This window comes from Synechococcus sp. LTW-G (assembly GCF_054459035.1).
In genome coordinates, this window is record NZ_JBTKYW010000001.1 from 23,232 (window position 1) to 38,068 (window position 14,837).

Annotated in this window: 23 protein-coding genes; 14 read left to right on the top strand and 9 right to left on the bottom strand. The window is 62.4% G+C overall.

From position 1 onward, the window contains the following. Nucleotides 1-104 precede the first annotated feature (104 nt). The 5 genes from ACXIQ9_RS00110 to ACXIQ9_RS00130 all read left to right on the top strand — a co-directional run bounded on the left by ACXIQ9_RS00110 (nt 105) and on the right by ACXIQ9_RS00130 (nt 2,488). Nucleotides 105-788, top strand: a complete 684-nt coding sequence (locus ACXIQ9_RS00110) for a helix-hairpin-helix domain-containing protein (RefSeq protein WP_459014842.1) — start codon at nt 105-107, stop codon at nt 786-788. A gap of 360 nt (nt 789-1,148) precedes the next feature. Next, nucleotides 1,149-1,394 carry a hypothetical protein gene (locus ACXIQ9_RS00115; protein WP_459014844.1) on the top strand — a complete coding sequence of 82 codons (246 nt, stop codon included), beginning with the start codon at nt 1,149-1,151 and terminating at the stop codon, nt 1,392-1,394. A gap of 295 nt (nt 1,395-1,689) precedes the next feature. Beyond that, complete coding sequence (locus tag ACXIQ9_RS00120; RefSeq protein WP_459014846.1) at nt 1,690-1,902, top strand: hypothetical protein; 213 nt, start codon at nt 1,690-1,692, stop codon at nt 1,900-1,902. 21 nt (nt 1,903-1,923) lie between these two features. Further along, on the top strand, nt 1,924-2,094 hold the full coding sequence (locus ACXIQ9_RS00125) for a hypothetical protein (protein WP_459014848.1): 171 nt from the start codon (nt 1,924-1,926) through the stop codon (nt 2,092-2,094). 145 nt (nt 2,095-2,239) lie between these two features. Then, the gene (locus tag ACXIQ9_RS00130; protein WP_459015759.1) at nt 2,240-2,488 is read left to right on the top strand and encodes a DUF1651 domain-containing protein; all 249 of its coding nucleotides are present in this window, start codon (nt 2,240-2,242) and stop codon (nt 2,486-2,488) included. A 1-nt stretch (nt 2,489) separates the two neighbouring features. Here ACXIQ9_RS00130 and ACXIQ9_RS00135 read toward each other — a convergent pair whose 3' ends face one another. Beyond that, a complete protein-coding gene (locus tag ACXIQ9_RS00135) occupies nt 2,490-2,768 on the bottom strand; it encodes a DUF2103 domain-containing protein (protein ID WP_459014850.1) in 279 nt (92 codons plus the stop codon). Between the two features lie 79 nt (nt 2,769-2,847). Between ACXIQ9_RS00135 and ACXIQ9_RS00140 the strand changes: the two genes are divergently transcribed. After that, entirely contained in the window at nt 2,848-3,072 is a 225-nt protein-coding gene (locus ACXIQ9_RS00140; protein WP_459014852.1) for a hypothetical protein, read from the top strand. Nucleotides 3,073-3,081: 9 nt separating this feature from the next. Here the strand turns inward: ACXIQ9_RS00140 and clpS are convergent, their stop codons facing one another. Next, nucleotides 3,082-3,393, bottom strand: coding sequence for an ATP-dependent Clp protease adapter ClpS (gene clpS, locus ACXIQ9_RS00145; protein ID WP_010317258.1), 312 nt, complete (start codon nt 3,391-3,393; stop codon nt 3,082-3,084). 77 nt (nt 3,394-3,470) lie between these two features. Here clpS and petN point away from each other — a divergent pair, with 77 nt between their 5' ends. From petN to ACXIQ9_RS00165, 4 genes are all read left to right on the top strand, one after another. Further along, on the top strand, nt 3,471-3,572 hold the full coding sequence (petN, locus tag ACXIQ9_RS00150) for a cytochrome b6-f complex subunit PetN (RefSeq protein WP_010317256.1): 102 nt from the start codon (nt 3,471-3,473) through the stop codon (nt 3,570-3,572). 25 nt (nt 3,573-3,597) lie between these two features. Next, nucleotides 3,598-3,756: a hypothetical protein gene (locus tag ACXIQ9_RS00155; RefSeq protein WP_459014855.1), complete on the top strand. Its 159-nt coding sequence runs from the start codon at nt 3,598-3,600 to the stop codon at nt 3,754-3,756. A 104-nt stretch (nt 3,757-3,860) separates the two neighbouring features. Then, nucleotides 3,861-4,985 carry a 7,8-didemethyl-8-hydroxy-5-deazariboflavin synthase subunit CofH gene (gene cofH / locus ACXIQ9_RS00160; RefSeq protein WP_459015761.1) on the top strand — a complete coding sequence of 375 codons (1,125 nt, stop codon included), beginning with the start codon at nt 3,861-3,863 and terminating at the stop codon, nt 4,983-4,985. Beyond that, nucleotides 4,985-6,223: a hypothetical protein gene (locus tag ACXIQ9_RS00165; protein WP_459014857.1), complete on the top strand. Its 1,239-nt coding sequence runs from the start codon at nt 4,985-4,987 to the stop codon at nt 6,221-6,223. The genes cofH and ACXIQ9_RS00165 overlap by 1 nt, the downstream gene beginning before the upstream one ends. Here the strand turns inward: ACXIQ9_RS00165 and psb29 are convergent. Then, nucleotides 6,220-6,900 (bottom strand): photosystem II biogenesis protein Psp29, encoded by a 681-nt coding sequence (gene psb29, locus ACXIQ9_RS00170; RefSeq protein ID WP_459014859.1) that lies wholly within the window; start codon nt 6,898-6,900, stop codon nt 6,220-6,222. The two genes, ACXIQ9_RS00165 and psb29, sit on opposite strands and share 4 nt — an antisense overlap. Before the next feature lie 102 nt (nt 6,901-7,002). Here psb29 and clpP point away from each other — a divergent pair, with 102 nt between their 5' ends. Continuing rightward, nucleotides 7,003-7,593 carry an ATP-dependent Clp endopeptidase proteolytic subunit ClpP gene (gene clpP / locus ACXIQ9_RS00175; protein ID WP_010317246.1) on the top strand — a complete coding sequence of 197 codons (591 nt, stop codon included), beginning with the start codon at nt 7,003-7,005 and terminating at the stop codon, nt 7,591-7,593. A gap of 15 nt (nt 7,594-7,608) precedes the next feature. After that, nucleotides 7,609-7,800, top strand: a complete 192-nt coding sequence (locus tag ACXIQ9_RS00180) for a DUF2256 domain-containing protein (protein WP_247478651.1) — start codon at nt 7,609-7,611, stop codon at nt 7,798-7,800. 25 nt (nt 7,801-7,825) lie between these two features. Here ACXIQ9_RS00180 and ftsH read toward each other — a convergent pair whose 3' ends face one another. From ftsH to pyk, 4 genes are all read right to left on the bottom strand, one after another. Further along, nucleotides 7,826-9,763: an ATP-dependent zinc metalloprotease FtsH gene (gene ftsH, locus ACXIQ9_RS00185; RefSeq protein WP_459014862.1), complete on the bottom strand. Its 1,938-nt coding sequence runs from the start codon at nt 9,761-9,763 to the stop codon at nt 7,826-7,828. A gap of 111 nt (nt 9,764-9,874) precedes the next feature. Next, the gene (locus tag ACXIQ9_RS00190; protein WP_459014864.1) at nt 9,875-10,126 is read right to left on the bottom strand and encodes a DUF1830 domain-containing protein; all 252 of its coding nucleotides are present in this window, start codon (nt 10,124-10,126) and stop codon (nt 9,875-9,877) included. 106 nt (nt 10,127-10,232) lie between these two features. Next, entirely contained in the window at nt 10,233-11,462 is a 1,230-nt protein-coding gene (locus ACXIQ9_RS00195) for an ABC transporter permease (protein WP_010317242.1), read from the bottom strand. Nucleotides 11,463-11,489: 27 nt separating this feature from the next. After that, the gene (gene pyk, locus ACXIQ9_RS00200) at nt 11,490-12,947 is read right to left on the bottom strand and encodes a pyruvate kinase (protein ID WP_010317241.1); all 1,458 of its coding nucleotides are present in this window, start codon (nt 12,945-12,947) and stop codon (nt 11,490-11,492) included. Between the two features lie 60 nt (nt 12,948-13,007). On the opposite strand from pyk, the gene ACXIQ9_RS00205 reads away from it, so the two are divergent. Further along, nucleotides 13,008-13,337 carry a nucleoside triphosphate pyrophosphohydrolase family protein gene (locus ACXIQ9_RS00205; RefSeq protein ID WP_247478644.1) on the top strand — a complete coding sequence of 110 codons (330 nt, stop codon included), beginning with the start codon at nt 13,008-13,010 and terminating at the stop codon, nt 13,335-13,337. Between the two features lie 19 nt (nt 13,338-13,356). After that, nucleotides 13,357-13,866 carry a hypothetical protein gene (locus ACXIQ9_RS00210; RefSeq protein WP_296421178.1) on the top strand — a complete coding sequence of 170 codons (510 nt, stop codon included), beginning with the start codon at nt 13,357-13,359 and terminating at the stop codon, nt 13,864-13,866. Here the strand turns inward: ACXIQ9_RS00210 and ACXIQ9_RS00215 are convergent. Continuing rightward, nucleotides 13,863-14,150 (bottom strand): YggT family protein, encoded by a 288-nt coding sequence (locus ACXIQ9_RS00215; protein ID WP_010317238.1) that lies wholly within the window; start codon nt 14,148-14,150, stop codon nt 13,863-13,865. The two genes, ACXIQ9_RS00210 and ACXIQ9_RS00215, sit on opposite strands and share 4 nt — an antisense overlap. A gap of 55 nt (nt 14,151-14,205) precedes the next feature. Then, on the bottom strand, nt 14,206-14,823 hold the full coding sequence (gene scpB / locus ACXIQ9_RS00220) for an SMC-Scp complex subunit ScpB (protein WP_247478641.1): 618 nt from the start codon (nt 14,821-14,823) through the stop codon (nt 14,206-14,208). Nucleotides 14,824-14,837 lie beyond the last annotated feature (14 nt).

Below are 14,837 nucleotides of genomic sequence, written 5' to 3' on the forward strand. Positions count from 1 at the left end.
ACCAGTCCCTCAAGGCTTCAGCGGGGCTTCCGCCAGCTCTGGCTTTTTCTTCAGTTGCTCACGTCGATACAGCCGGAAGGGGGAAGTGTCTCTAGCTTCCGCGGATGATCTGGCAGCGGCTTCGATCCCTTTTCTCCTCCTCTGGGGCCTCAGTGGCCACCGTTGCGGAGCCTGCTGCCCAGCCGACGCCGGCTGAGGTCAGCGCAGCTTCTGAACTTCAAACCATCGCCTTCTGGCGCTATCACGCCAGGCTGAGCTTTCACACCCCGCTGGCTTATCTGAAGCGGGATGGCCAGCAGCGTACGCAAAATCCTCCTGATCTTCAGCCGATTCAGCGCACTGGAAAAGGATGTGGCGAATGGATTCCTTATCGCCCTGATGGTTTTGTGGCCTTGGCTGAACTCAGTCAAGTTCAGATCGACTCATGGATGGCGGACTCTGGCGTTGAGCGTGAGCAGAAGCTCAGGCTGCTCATTCGGTTTCGCGAGATTTTTGAGAGCAAGGTGCTCCATGTCGATCAGAAGTTGATGCAGATCTATGCCCTGGTCGATCAGGAGACATTTCGATCGGTGGCCACCAGCCTCAAGGGTGAGAGCTTTCCCGATGAAGTCTTCATTGCTGAACTGACCACACTGCGCGGTATCGGCCTTCAAAAGGCACAACTGCTCTGGAATGCCGGCCTGAGGACTCCGGCCATGGTTCAGGCGGCTGAAGACGCCGAGCTGCAGTCGATTCGTGGGATCGGTCCAAAGCTCATCGCTCAAATTCGCTCCCAGGAGGTGGCCTGAGGCGTCGCACGGATCTGCGGATCAGGTCTGCTCCCGCGCTTCCAGGGCCGAACAATCGCTGCTCGTAGTTCCTTGGAGGGTTGCCTGGTGGGCATTCGTCTTTGTTCGATGAAGACACCGTCATTCATCGCCACTCGCAGGCTGATCATCGCCAGCAAACCCAGGGGCTTCACGCAGGACTGATGCTCTCGTTGTGTTGTCCCGCGGGATAGCCCGAACTGGTGTGTCGATCGCTACGCCGTTATCAATAAGAACGGTGTCTTTGTGCGATTGGTCACTGATTGAGGTCGCCTCGCACCTGCAGTTTCAAAACTGGGTTGAACAGAGACCATCGTGCCCACCTCATTTAGTAATCCATGCTTGCTTCGCTTTTCTGATCCCAAGGCGGATTACCGCGGCATCTGGGTTTTTTATGACGCGAATCACCTCGGTGCCTATTCCGCCTGCCACGAACTGCTGGCTCACGGTGAGCCCATGCGCGTGGTGGAACAACGGGAACTCCAGAGCCTGCTTGAAGCCCGTCGCTTTAGTCAGCATTTGATCCTGCATGGATGGTCACCGCAGGTGATTCACTCGGAGCTGGGCTACCGGCTCATTGGTTTTTAACGCTCTACCGCTAGCTGGCGAGTGGGTGAGTTGTTCTGCACCAGCCCGGAGCATGCGTGCAGCGGGCACCCTTGGCACTTCGCTTGCGGTTGGTCGGTTTCTTCAATTCGCTGATCGCAGCTTGATCAGTCGATTTGTTGTTGTCGTTGTGTTGATCTGGGGCCATTGATGCCTCCCAGCGACAGCCAAAGCCTGCCAGCTCTTTCCGATTCGACAAGAGCAGCGTTTCTGCTCACTGACGCCGGCGTTTGCAGTTTCCAGACTTGAGTGCATCCGATGTTGGCGTGACCACGTGATGTCCCGGTTGCTGGTTGCTGTTGGCTTCAGTCTTGGCTTGTTTCTGGCCCCAGCGTTCGCGCAAAGCAGTTCCACGCCGTCCGCAGGGGGCCAAGAGCAGCTCAGTGATTGGCAGCGCCGTGAGCTGGCCCGCCAGCAACGCAAACGTGAGCAGGCCAGGCGCTGCATCAGCGATTGGCGATTGGGCCTCTGCAGCCGCTCGTACCGTTAAGACCACCTCGAAGCGTGCGGTGTGGGCGAGATCAATGCTCTTTCCGTCGCCCTGATTGCCCTCGGGCTGAGCGCGACCTGGGTTGTTCTCTTCTACGGATTCACCCGCTCGACCCGCTACGAAATCCAACGCACCCAGATGCAGCGCGTGCGCCGGCAGGTCATGAAGGCTCTTGCTGAGCATTCCGACTAGGGCCTGTTGACAGCACAATTGAAGCCGGCTAGTACAGGTGTACTTGCATCGGGCTGATGGCTCCTGTTGCTTCCCCGTACGCCACCTTTCGCGCCTCGGATTGGGTCTGGCCCGCTGCGTCCGCTGCTTCTGCCGCCTCGCCCCCATGTCAGGACACGGTTGGCTCCAGGATCCCGCCACGCTCGCGACCAAGCGCTTCCATCGCGACGAAAAAAGTTGGGAGCAAGACCCGATGGTCTTCGTCGATTCAGGGCGACCTCTTCCAGCACAACCTCCTCTGCTCCAGTCCCGTGACCACCTCCATCGAGACCAGGCAGTTGAGCTTTGGCGGGCTCTTCTGAGCCGTGGCTGGACCCCGGTGGCGCCCCAGTGGGGTCAGGACGTCGAGGTCTAGATCAGCGCGCCAGCGCGCCCTGGATTCGCTGCTCCAGTTCCATGGCGCTCAGCCCCGTCACCACAAACACTTCCTGGGCGCTGCTTCCGCGCCGTGCGACCAGCTTCCAGCCACCGCGAATGGGAATGGAGACCTTCAGGCGCAGTTCTGGTGCCCGGCCCTTGACCCTTGAGATGACCGCCGGGGTGATCGTGTCGATCTCGGGCTCGCGGACCAGCCGTTTCAGGCAGGGAATCAGGCCCTCGAGGTAAGTGCTGTGGGTGATGACCAGCCGTCCCATGCTGCGCACCCTAGAAACCAGCGCCCTGGTGGCGGGATTGCCTGACCCCTGCTAGAGATGCTGTCCTCTCTTTTGCCGGATGGCAGGCCAGCACGCTCAAGAGCTGCGCGAGCAGCTGAGGCAACGGCTCAGTGACGAGCTCGGTGGTGCCGCCCAGTTGGTCAGCCTTGAGCGCAGTGGTGACCAGAGCGTCAAGGGTGTGGCGGTCTGCTCAGGTCGCATCCTCAGCTTCGTTCTGGATGCCGAACAGGAGCGTCTGCGCACCCTGCCGATGTTTGAGCTGCTGCAACGGCGCTTCGCTTAGCCGAGATCCTTAGCCCCGCTCCACGGGGGCCATGGTCAGGCCCTCTCCGGCCAAGAGTTGGTGGTAGAGCTCAGCCTGCTCGAGCGGACCGCTCCAAACCACCGCTGAGCCCTGCGAGTCGATCTGATGGGCCAGCTCCCAGGCGCGATCGCTGACCATGGCTGGGATGTGTTTCACCAGCACCTCAACCACGTGTTGGAACGTGTTGTGGTCATCGTCGAGAACGATCACCCTACCCGTGGGGTACGGCGCTCTGACCCGCTGCCGCTCCATGACGGCCTGCCCGCCTGGGGAGGAGCTGATGGAGCGGATGGGTTGCATCTCGATACAGCCAGCAGATCTGATCTCAGTTTGGGTCACAGCCCTGGTTACACTCGTTCAAACGCTTTCTGCGCACCATGCTGATCACTGTGGGTTGGGCTGCTCTTGCCGCCGTCTTCACCTTCTCGATCGCCATGGTCGTCTGGGGTCGCAACGGCGACGGCACCCTGAATTTCTGAAGCCTGAGCGCCGGGTTACTCATCCGTGATTGAGTCGCTCAACATCAACAGTCTTCTTGCGGTGACCACCGCGGCACTGTTGGTGTTTGTCAGCGGTGGAGTTCTCTATCTCTCCACCATTGAGTGGCGCGACAGGCGTCGCCGCCAGCAACCGGTTCAGCCCTCAGTTCGCGCCCGCAAGTGACGCTCGAGCCGGGGGTTTTTGAACCTTGGGCCTGGGACCGTTCCGTCGAGCTGTTGGTGACAGCTCCAGATCGCTCCGCTTCTCTGCCGCCAGAACCTTGGACCCTGCAGTCGCAGCAGCTGCTCCAGGACGCACTCGCAGATCACCCTGCCAGCCCTGCTTCGATTGCTGCGGCCGAGGCATTACTGAGCTGTGGCGACTCCGTCAGCCTTCAGCAGCAGGCCGATGCCCTGCGGCAAGAGCTGGTTGGAGAGACGGTCACCTACGTGGTGAACCGGAATCTCAACTTCACCAACCACTGCGTTCAACACTGCAGCTTTTGCGCCTTTCGCCGTGATGCCGGCGCTCCAGGCGCCTATTGGCATGACCTGGACCTGCTTCGCAGCAAGGCCGCTGAGGCCGCAGCCCTTGGAGCGACAGAACTCTGCATCCAGGGGGGATTGAATCCATCGGCCCGTACCAACGGTTCGGCACTCCGCTACTACGTCGATTTACTGGAGGCTCTGCGGGATGCGGCCCCTGGACTGCACCTGCATGCCTTCTCCCCCCAGGAGCTGCTGTTCATTGCTGAGCAGGACGGGATCGCTTTGCAGGCTGTGCTCGAGCAACTGCGATCAGCCGGCCTGGCTTCGATCCCCGGTACCGCTGCTGAGGTCTTGAGCGATGGGGTTCGCGCCCAGCTTTGTCCAGAGAAGATCAGCGCTCGGCAGTGGTGCGCGGTGATCCTTCAGTGCCATCACCTGGGCCTCGCCAGCACGGCCACGCTGATGGCCGGTCACATTGAAAGTGCCCGCGATCGTGCCCTTCATCTCTTGACCCTGGTGGCCCTGCAGCAGGAGGCGCTTCGGGCCGGACAGGCTGGCTTTTCGGAGTTCGTTCTGCTTCCGTTCATTGGAGCTCAAGCTCCGGCAGCCTTGCGTCATCGCGTGGGACGAGATCAACCCGATCGCCTGGAGATGTTGCGCCTCACCGCCCAGGCGCGCCTGCTGCTCGGGCCATGGTTCCGAAACCATCAGCCCAGCTGGGTGAAGCTCACCCTCGCTGGTGCCACGGAGGCCCTGCGCTGGGGCTGCAATGACCTCGGTGGCACGCTGATGGAGGAGAGCATCACAAGCATGGCGGGCGCCCAGGGGGGTACCTGCCAATCGGTTCAGGCTCTTCGCTCGGCGGCGCTGACATTGGGCCGGCCCGTGCGGGAGCGCACGACTCTCTATGGAGCGGTCAGCTGATGAAGGGCCTGCGCAACAGCTTGGCAGTGACGGCCTTGCTGGTGCTGCTACCAGCCCTTGCTCTATGGCTCTTTCCGCGCGGCTCAGCCCGCGGTCTCAATCGGCTCCTTCTGGAGGCCTCGCTGTTTCAGACCCACCGTTCCCGTCCAGCCGACCCGCCACCGGCCCTGTGGACCCAGCGCCTTGGTCCCCAGGCGGCCCCGCTTTGGTCGGCTCGACCTCAGCTCTGGTGGCAATTCTGGGGAACCCACAGCTCAGCCGGTGCGGTCCTGGTGCTTGAGGTCCCCCCCAAGACGCCCCTGCCTGAGAACGCGCTCCGCTTTGAGCAGCTGACCCTGGTGGCCCCTAACCCCCTGGTGCGAAACGAACTTCAGGCGCAATTGCGCCTCGATCGACCGTCCCTGCGCGGCCTCGAGCGGCGTTGCGGTCAGCAGCTACAACGGGGTGATGCGGTCTATTGGAGTGCTGCTGGCCTCTCATCGCTCCTGGGTCCCTTGGCACCCCTGGCCAGCAGCCTGCAGCAGGGTTGCTTGGCCCTCAGCAGTGAGGGCAACAGGCTGCTCTGGAGCGGTGAGGCCGATGCCGCCCGCGGCAGCCTGGCGGCGGGCCCCCGCCCGGTTCCCAGAGCTCAGACGCGTGCGCTGGCGCCTCCCACGCTGCTGGCTCTTCAGGGCCCGAAGCTGGAGCTCCTGCTGCGCGGGCTGTTGAGTAGTGGCGCCTTGAAGCAGGCGCTCGCCGAGCGCTACGGCCTCAAGGACGATGCCCTCAAGCGCTTGTCACAAAGCCCCTTTGCCCTGCGCCTCTCGGCCGTTGAACGGGGACCGTTTCTGGCGGGCCTTCAGCTTCAGCTGCGGTTGCGGGACGGTCGTTCCTTCTGGACGGCGCGGCTGGCGGCCGTGGAGCAAGCCCTAAAGGATCAAGGTCTGGCTCTGAGCCCTGGTGACGCTGATCAACGGCTCTGGAGTCGCGATGGCGTGGCCCAAGGTGGCTGGCGCTGGCTTTCGAAGCAGCAGCTGCTGCTTTTCCTTGGCCCACCGCCTGCTGCCGTTGCGGCTGAGGTCGCTGAACGACCCGCAAGCTGGTCCTTGCAACTCAGGCCTCGCCAGTTGCAGGCCAAGGGGCTGCTTCCCTCACTGCTGCCTCTGGTGGTCCGGCGCGCCGGTCAGCTGGAGATCACGGGTGAACACCCCAGAGGCGTTGACGGGCAAACGGCCCTGAGCGGCGAACTCAAGCTTTAGTGATTGGCCTCGTGCTCGGATGCGGCACGCTCGCGGCGACGGCGCTCGGCGGCCACGGTCTCTTCCATCAGTTCCACCGCTTGGGTCATCTTCTCGATGTTCCCGGCATAGAGGCTGAGGTCCTTGTCGACGCGGGCTTTGATCAGGCCCATGGCCTCACCGATCTCGTGGGCAGCGCTGCGTAGGGCCTCAGGATCCATCGCTTCGGCGCCCTGGGCCCGTTGCAGCAGGCTCAGGAGTCCGACGGCGACCAGCCGGGAGTAGTGGAAGTCTTCGCGCTGCACGCCGTGCAGCAATCCGGCGATTGGAGAAGGTGCGCCTTCGCCGCGGTTGCTCAACCAGCCCTTGACCTCATCGAGGCTGTGGCGGCCCACCTGGGTAGCGGCGTCGGATGCCATTTGACGGAAGGCCGCCCCATCGAAGCCGTTGGCGCTGCAGAGGGCCTGGAACAGGGGCTCCCGCTGCGCCTCGGGCTTGTAACCGTTGGAGAAGCTGTCAAACACTTGGGTCAGACCAACGGCAAAGAGGCCATCGGCTTGGAACCCCTTCTGATGGCTCAGCAGGTGTAGTTCCACCAGGAGTTCGTCCACCAGGCGGCGATAGAGCGGCGCGATGACGTAGGGGAACGCCTGGTGAAAGGCCCGCTTGCTATCGGCAACGGTCAGGCTCGCACCCACGCTCAAACATCCATCAAGTTCAGGCGACCCTAGCTCGCTGAGAACGCTGAACAGGGCTGAACCTCAGTAGGATCCGCCCATCTGCAGAGGCCGCCCGTGACCATGATCCCGATCGTGATCGAAGAGTCGGGCCGTGGTGAGCGCGCTTTCGATATCTACTCCCGTCTGTTGCGGGAGCGCATCGTCTTCCTGGGCGAACCGGTGACCTCAGAGTCCGCCAATCGGATCGTTGCCCAACTGCTCTTCTTGGAAGCCGAGGATCCCGAGAAGGACATCTTCCTCTACATCAATTCCCCGGGCGGCTCCGTCTACGACGGCCTTGGCATCTTCGACACGATGCAGCACATCAAGCCTGATGTGCAGACCGTCTGCGTTGGTCTGGCTGCCTCGATGGGCGCCTTCCTGCTCTGCGCCGGTGCCAAGGGCAAGCGCAGCAGCCTGACCCACTCCCGGATCATGATCCACCAGCCCCTTGGCGGGGCCCAGGGGCAGGCCAGCGACATTCGCATTCAGGCCGACGAAATCCTCTATCTCAAGAAGAAGCTCAACCAGGAGCTCTCCGATCGCACCGGTCAGCCCCTGAACCGCATCGAGGACGACACCGATCGCGACTTTTTCATGTCCCCCGCCGAAGCAGTCGAGTACGGCCTGATCGACAAGGTGATCGACAAGCGCCCCGTGCGTCCTGTCTGATCGAGCGAAGGCTCCATGGCCCGCGGGCGCGGTCAACGCAGCGGAGCGGTGGGCGGCAGGGGTCGCCCGCCGAGTGAACGTCCCAGCAAAATCTGCCCTGTCTGCCAGCGCCCTTTCCAATGGCGCAAGAAATGGGCTTCGGTTTGGGAGCAGGTGATTTATTGCTCCGACCGCTGCCGTCTAGACAGCAAAAAGCCCGCGGGTTGACCGCGGGCTTTGTTGTCCTTCAGCTTCAGGCCGAGGCAGCTTCTGTGCTGCTCAGCAGAGGAGAGAAGCGCTCCTTCTCGGGGACGGTGGTGAATTCGCTGACGATGGCGCGGAACTCATCGCCATCGAGGCTCTCCTTCTCAATCAGGAGCTCCACAACACGGTCCATGCAAGCCCGGTGTTCGGACACGAGCCTGACCGTTTCCTCGTAGCAGCTCTGAACGATCTTGCGCACGGATGCATCGACGCGAGCTGCGGTGGCGTCGGAGCCATCGCTGCGGGTCATCAGATCGCGGCCCAGGAAAACCTCCTGGTTGCCGGCCTCGAGCGAGCACTGACCCAGGTCACTCATGCCGAAACGGGTCACCATCTGGCGGGCGATGGAGGCGACCTGCTGAATGTCGCCGCCGGCACCGGTGGTGACTTCGGCATAGCCAAAGACCACATCCTCTGCAGCCCGGCCGCCGAGGGCACCCATGATTCGCGCCCGAAGCTGAGCACGGCTCACGAGCATCTGCTCTTCATCGGGGGAGAACCAGGTCAGGCCCTGGGCCTGTCCGCGGGGGATCAAGGTGACCTTCTGGACCGGGTCATGGGCCTTGACCAGGGTGCCCACCAGGGCATGGCCCACTTCGTGGTAGGCGATCAGTCGCTTGCTGCGGCCATCGGTGAGGGGCTTGCCCTCCATGCCGGCGATGATGCGGTCCACCGCGTCATCGATCTCGGCCAGGCCAGTGGCTTCCTTGCGGCGACGGGCCGTGAGGATGGCGGCCTCGTTGAGAAGGTTGGCGAGGTCAGCGCCAGAGAAACCGGGAGTCCGGCGAGCAATGGCCTCGAGGCTGACGTCATCGGCCAGCTTCTTGTCACGGCAGTGCACGTTCAGCACCGCCAGACGACCCTTGATGTCGGGAACGTCGACTTGAACCTGGCGGTCGAAACGGCCCGGACGCAGCAGGGCGGAGTCGAGAACGTCAGCGCGGTTGGTGGCCGCAATGATGATGATGCCGCTATTGCCCTCGAAGCCGTCCATCTCAGTGAGCAGCTGGTTGAGGGTCTGCTCCCGTTCGTCATTGCCGCCGCCAACACCGGCGCCCCGCTGACGGCCGACGGCATCGATCTCGTCGATGAAGATCAGACAGGGGCTGTTTTCCTTGGCCCGCTTGAACAGGTCGCGCACGCGGCTGGCGCCAACGCCGACGAACATCTCCACAAATTCCGAGCCGGAGAGGGAGAAGAAGGGCACGCCGGCCTCACCAGCGATGGCCTTGGCAAGCAGGGTTTTACCCGTACCAGGAGGGCCCACCAGGAGGACACCCTTGGGGATCTTTGCGCCGACAGAGGTGAAGCGCTCTGGAGTCTTCAGGAAGGTGACGACCTCCTGCAGGTCCTGCTTGGCTTCTTCAACGCCGGCGACGTCGTCAAACATCACACCGGTTTGAGCCTCCATGGCGAACCGGGCCTTGGTCTTGCCGAACTGCATGGCCTGACCAGGGCCACCGGGCATGCCGCCACCGCCACGGCGAGAGAGCAGCACCAGGCCACCGATCAGCAGCAGAGGGAAGAGCAGGTTGCCCAGCAGGCCGAGCGCTGGAGGCGCGGTGCGGGGGGGATGGATGTCAAAGCTGATGCCCTGCTCTTTGAGGTTGTTGACCAACTCAGGGGCAAGACCAGGGAGGTCAACGCGCAGGCGCTGCACGCGGTTGTCCAGGTCGGGGTCAACGGCTTCAACAACGGCGGTGCGGCCACCGTCAAAGATGTCAACCGCGGTGACGCGTCCGGCATCGACGTAATCGATGAAGCGGCCGTAGCTCATCCGAGCGACAGCGGCATTCCGCGGTGCCACGGTTGTTCCCGAGGACCGGCTGACTCCACCGAAGCCGCCGCCCAGGACTTGCCAGCCGAGGAAGACAGCGACGCTGATGGGCAGAACCCAAAGAGCAATCGTGCGCCAGCGTTGATTCATGGCCGCCTGAGGTGCAGATCTGAATGTTTAACAAGTGTAAAGCGAGCGCGGCCTGTTCTGGGCAGATCTCAGGCGCGGCAGCGCTTTTTCCCTCTCATTCGAGGCTGATCATTAGGCCGATTGCGGCAAATCAAGCTCAGACACGCTGGTGAGCTCCTCCGCCAGGAACCGTTCCAGCAGTTCTGGTCCCCCTAAGGAATGGCTCCAAATCTCGACTTCAGAGGCCGGTGGTGCCTCAAACCCCAGGATCTCAACGGGGAAGACCACCCGCTCCAGGAAGAATTGATCGGGTCCAATGCAGCGCAGGATCACCATCCGATCGCTGCGGTTTTGGTACCCACACTGGAGCTGGTTCAAGACCAAATGGAATCAGAACTATCATTGACGCCTGTTTCATCGGCCTGATTTGTCGTCGATGAGACCGGCCCTCAAGGTCGCAGGCTTCTTTCGATTTCCTTCAGGTTTATCCCTAGAGACTGCGTAGGGCGGTGATTGGATCCAGTCGAGCCGCACGCCTGGCCGGCAGCACGCCAAAGACCAACCCAATGCTGCCGGAGAGTCCCATCGTCACCAACACACTGCTGCTGCCAATGGCAGCGGGAAGGGGTGTGACGGCCGCCACGATTGCAATGGCGGAGAGGCCCAGGCTGCTTCCAATCAATCCACCCAAGGTGGAGAGCACTAAGGCCTCAACGAGGAATTGACTCAGGACATCACTGCTGCGCGCACCGATGGCCTTGCGCAGTCCGATTTCTGAGGTCCGCTCACTGACCGAGACCAACATGATGTTCATGATCCCGATGCCGCCCACCAACAGCGAGATCGCACCGATGGCGGCGAGCATCAAGGTGAGTCCGCCGGTGATGGTGCCCACAATCGAGAGGGCATCTTTTTGCGAGCGGACAGCGAAGTCGTCCTCCCGCAGGATGTTGTGCCGCTGGCGCAGCAGATTGGTGATCTGGAATTTCGCCGCACCGGTGCTGGCCTCATCCACGGCCTCCACGCTGATGAAGTTAAGGCTCACCCCGTAGGTGGGATCCCGGCCTGAGAGCTTGCTGACCATCGTCGTCAGGGGGATGTAGGCGGCCTCGTCTTGGTTTTGGCCAAAGACAGCACCTTTCGGCGCCATCACCCCAATCACTTCAAAGCCCTGATTGCGAATGCGGATGCGCTGTCCGATCGCGGAACCAGAGGGCAAGAGTTTTTGCTTGAGGTCAGGTCCAATGACCACGACATTGCGAGCCCCTTCCATGTCCCTCTGGTCGATGAAGCGGCCCCGGGCCACTTCAAATCGGCGCACCGTTAAAAACTCTGGGCTGATGCCTGAAACGGTGGCGCTGGCACTTTTCGCGCCCGCCTGCAGTACGGCGCTGAGGGTGATCTGCGGCACCACCCTGCGAACACTCGGGACCTGCTCGGCGATGGCTTCGGCATCTTCCAAAACCAAGGTCTTGGGAAAATCAATTCCGCGGCGACGGCTGTCGTTGTTGCCCGGGACAACAAAGAGGACGTTGGCCCCCAGCGTGTTGAGCTGACCCTCGGCGAGGTTCTGGGCACCACGGCCGACACCCACCAGGGTGATGACTGAGGCATTTCCGATCACGATGCCCAGCATCGTGAGCAGAGAGCGAAGACGATTGGCCCTCAGGGTGGCCAGGGCCATCCCGACGGTCTCGCGCATAGGGAGCTTGGCGGGCATTGCCGGGATGGCCAGCAGAGCCCCGTTTTAAACGATGCTCGGGTTGAGAACGGTGCCCTTGCCCACGACGCTGACCTTGACCAGGTCGGTCGAACCGCTGACATCAGCGAAGGTTCCGGCGGTCTGAATGACCAGATCCCCTTCCTTAAGCAGGTTTGCCTCCGCTGCCACTTCCATGGCCCGGTTAAAGGTTGCCGCAGCGTTGTCCATGTCCGAGACCAACAAAGGAGTCACGCCCCAGACCAGTTGAAGCTGTGAGGCCACCTTGCTGTCGCTGGTGATGGCCAGGATCGGTGTGCTTGGGCGGAATTTGCTGACGTTCCGCGCCGTGGATCCACTCTTGGTCAGCGGAAGGATGGCCGCAGCCTCCAGCTGGCTCGCAATCGAGCTGACGGCATGGGAGATGGCGTTCGGAACGGTTGAGGCCAGCTGCCCATCGCTGCTGCGGCTGGGGTAGTCCCGCTCGATGCGCCGGGCGATTTGGCTCATGGTGGCCACGGCCTCGACGGGGTAATCACCCACGGCGCTTTCGTTGGAGAGCATCACCGCATCGGTGCCATCGAGGATGGCGTTGGCGACGTCGCTGACTTCTGCGCGGGTGGGCCTGGGGCAGCTCACCATCGAGTCGAGCATCTGGGTGGCGGTGATGACCGGAATCCCCAGGGTGTTGCACTTGCGGATCAGTTCCTTCTGCAGCAGGGGAACTTCCTCGGCGGGCATCTCCACACCGAGGTCGCCGCGGGCCACCATGACGCCGTCGCACATCGGCAGCAGCGCATCCATCTGGTCGATGGCTTCAAATTTTTCGATCTTCGCGACCACGGGTGTGTTGTGGCCGTGGGAACGAATCAGGGCCTTGATCTCCTCCATGTCGGAGGGATTGCGCACGAAGCTCAGGGCCACCCAATCGACGCCTTGGCTCAGACCAAATTCGAGGTCTTCCCGGTCCTTGTCGGTCAGGGCACGGACGGAAAGCTGCACGTCCGGGAAGTTGACGCCCTTGTTGTTGGAGAGGACGCCACCAACCGTGACGGTGCAGTGGAGGGTCTGGCTGGACTGCTCCACTTGGTCCACGACCATCTCGACGCGGCCGTCATCCAGCAGGATGCGGCTCCCGGGGACCACTTCATCCGCCAACTTGTCGTAGGTGACGGTTGCGATGGTTTGGCAGCACTCGACGTCCCTGGACGTCAGGGTGAAGGGATCGCCTTGGGCAACGGTGATCGGACCGTCCTTGAAACGGCCCAGGCGAATCTTGGGGCCCTGGAGGTCCTGGAGGATCCCGATGTGAACACCCATCTCCGCGGCAACCTTGCGGATGGTGCTGATCCGCGCTGCGTGCTCGCTGTGGTCGCCGTGGGAGAAATTCAGGCGAAAGGTGGAGGCACCGGCCTCAATGAGGCGCCTGAGCTGCTCAGGCGATTCGGTGGCGGGACCGATGGTTGCCACGATCTTGGTGCGACGCGTGAGATCGGGCAGGGCCATTCGGGGGCGCCAAAGGGAGAAGCGACACTATCATCGAGGCCCTCCAGCGCTGTCGTACCAATGGATCTGAATGCTTATCAGCAGGGTGCGAGGCAAACGGCCCGCTATCCCGATGTGGGCTCCAACCCCATCTACCCAACCCTGGGCCTCTGCGGCGAATCCGGAGAGGTCGCGGACAAGGTCAAAAAAGTGCTGCGCGATAGCGGTGGCGAGTTTTCCGCGGAGGTCCGGGAGTCCTTGAAGCTCGAGCTCGGTGATGTCCTTTGGTACGTCGCTCAGCTCGCCAGTGAGTTGGGCTTCAGTCTCGATGAGATCGCCCAGGCCAACCTCGACAAATTGGCCAGTCGCGCCGCCCGTAACGTGATCGCTGGAAGCGGCGACCACCGCTAAGCAGCTGGAGTCAGGCTGGATGCAGATGCACCGATCGCTCTCACGGGCCCTCGCTCGAGCGCTCAGCGCCGTGCTCGTGGTGGCCTGCACAGTCTTCGGCGCCGCCCCTGGCGCCTTGGCCGCTGGTCTGAGCGTTCACGACGTGAGCTTGGACCCCTGTCCTGCTGAAGATATCGGAGCTCAACCGCAGCTCAAGCGGCCCAGTGGCGCCAGTTGTTTTGTGCTGCGGGGCAGTGTCGATAACCCTGGTCGCAAGACGGTATTTGACACCGATGTCTTTGCCCAAATCCTGGACGCCAGCGGCGAACCAGTGCTTCAGAACCGTTCCCGAGTCGGTTCCATCGGCGATGTCGAGCAGGGCACCTCAAGCTTTGCCCTGCGTCTGGCTGTCCCAGCGGGCACCCCAGGACCGTTCAGCTTCTCCAACGTGAAAGCGCGCGGCTTCAGCGCTCCTGTTCGGACCCGTGCGGGTGAGTTTGATGACCTGCTGCCGTTGGAGCAGGCCGTCGCCGACGTGGATCCGGCTTAGAAGAAGGCTGGATAGAAGTAACCCCGGCTCTGCTCCAGCAAGCTTTGGAGTAACTGCAGGGCCAGGAAAGCCACGATTGCTGAGAGGTCCAGGCCGCCCAGGGGGGGAATCAAACCGCGAAACACCCCGAGGTAGGGGTCGGTGATCGCACTCACGGTGGACAGCACTGGATTGCTCCAGTCGAGATTGGGGAACCAGCTCAGCAGCACCCGAACGAACAGCACGAGCGTGTAGATCGAGAGCGTTTGGATCAGGACGCCGATCAGATCGCCGAGGATGGACATGGCTGCAGCTGCGTTGGATTCACTCTATTGAGTGTGTGTGGAGGCTGGGATTGCCCTAGGCGGCCTGCTCCCACTCTTCATCGCTGACCTCGACTGCGGGACTGGCGGGAGCTGGCTTGACCGCCTTGCGCTGGGCCACCAGCTCATCGGTCTTGACCGAGAAGGTTCGATGGAACTTCTCACTGAGGCTCAACCAGAAGGACCGTCCCTCGCTTTGGCGTTTGCGCTCGATGAAGTTCTGGGCCAGCAGCTCCTTGATGTGGTCGTAGGCCCCTGATCCCCGCAGGTCCACCAGATCGGACTGCAGGATTCGCTTTTTGATGGCAATCGTGGCCAAGGTGCGCAGGGCCGCTGTGGAGAGGTCCACCGGCAGCAGGTTCTGCACTAGATCCCCGAGGCCATCCCGCAGTTGCAGGCTGTAGCGCTTGCCCTCCTGGCGAATCTCGAGAGCGGTGTCCCTGTGGGCGTAGTCGGCCATCAGGGTGATCAGGCCCATCTCGACCTCATCACGACTGGCGCCTGCGATCTCGGCTAGCTCGCCCTGGGTCAGAGCCCTGCCCTTGAGATAAAGGATGGCCTCTAGGCGTGCGGGTAGCGAGAGATTGCTGCCGGCCCGTTGCAGGGCAATCGTGTCGCCTTCAGCGGGGATGGGCTCTTGGGTGTCGCCTGCCATATCCCCCGGCTGAA

Excerpts from the sequence above, each read along its gene's own strand:
- ACXIQ9_RS00140 (WP_459014852.1), top strand. The coding sequence starts at position 2,848 with ATGGCAGGCCAGCACGCTCAAGAGCTGCGCGAGCAGCTGAGGCAACGG.
- clpP (WP_010317246.1), top strand. The coding sequence starts at position 7,003 with ATGATCCCGATCGTGATCGAAGAGTCGGGCCGTGGTGAGCGCGCTTTC.
- ACXIQ9_RS00215 (WP_010317238.1), bottom strand. The coding sequence starts at position 14,150 with ATGTCCATCCTCGGCGATCTGATCGGCGTCCTGATCCAAACGCTCTCG.
- ACXIQ9_RS00110 (WP_459014842.1), top strand. The coding sequence starts at position 105 with ATGATCTGGCAGCGGCTTCGATCCCTTTTCTCCTCCTCTGGGGCCTCA.
- ACXIQ9_RS00120 (WP_459014846.1), top strand. The coding sequence starts at position 1,690 with ATGTCCCGGTTGCTGGTTGCTGTTGGCTTCAGTCTTGGCTTGTTTCTG.
- ACXIQ9_RS00195 (WP_010317242.1), bottom strand. The coding sequence starts at position 11,462 with ATGCCCGCCAAGCTCCCTATGCGCGAGACCGTCGGGATGGCCCTGGCC.
- ACXIQ9_RS00165 (WP_459014857.1), top strand. The coding sequence starts at position 4,985 with ATGAAGGGCCTGCGCAACAGCTTGGCAGTGACGGCCTTGCTGGTGCTG.
- ACXIQ9_RS00180 (WP_247478651.1), top strand. The coding sequence starts at position 7,609 with ATGGCCCGCGGGCGCGGTCAACGCAGCGGAGCGGTGGGCGGCAGGGGT.
- ACXIQ9_RS00130 (WP_459015759.1), top strand. The coding sequence starts at position 2,240 with ATGTCAGGACACGGTTGGCTCCAGGATCCCGCCACGCTCGCGACCAAG.
- ACXIQ9_RS00135 (WP_459014850.1), bottom strand. The coding sequence starts at position 2,768 with ATGGGACGGCTGGTCATCACCCACAGCACTTACCTCGAGGGCCTGATT.
- petN (WP_010317256.1), top strand. The coding sequence starts at position 3,471 with ATGCTGATCACTGTGGGTTGGGCTGCTCTTGCCGCCGTCTTCACCTTC.
- clpS (WP_010317258.1), bottom strand. The coding sequence starts at position 3,393 with ATGCAACCCATCCGCTCCATCAGCTCCTCCCCAGGCGGGCAGGCCGTC.
- ACXIQ9_RS00210 (WP_296421178.1), top strand. The coding sequence starts at position 13,357 with ATGCAGATGCACCGATCGCTCTCACGGGCCCTCGCTCGAGCGCTCAGC.
- scpB (WP_247478641.1), bottom strand. The coding sequence starts at position 14,823 with ATGGCAGGCGACACCCAAGAGCCCATCCCCGCTGAAGGCGACACGATT.
- pyk (WP_010317241.1), bottom strand. The coding sequence starts at position 12,947 with ATGGCCCTGCCCGATCTCACGCGTCGCACCAAGATCGTGGCAACCATC.
- ftsH (WP_459014862.1), bottom strand. The coding sequence starts at position 9,763 with ATGAATCAACGCTGGCGCACGATTGCTCTTTGGGTTCTGCCCATCAGC.
- ACXIQ9_RS00205 (WP_247478644.1), top strand. The coding sequence starts at position 13,008 with ATGGATCTGAATGCTTATCAGCAGGGTGCGAGGCAAACGGCCCGCTAT.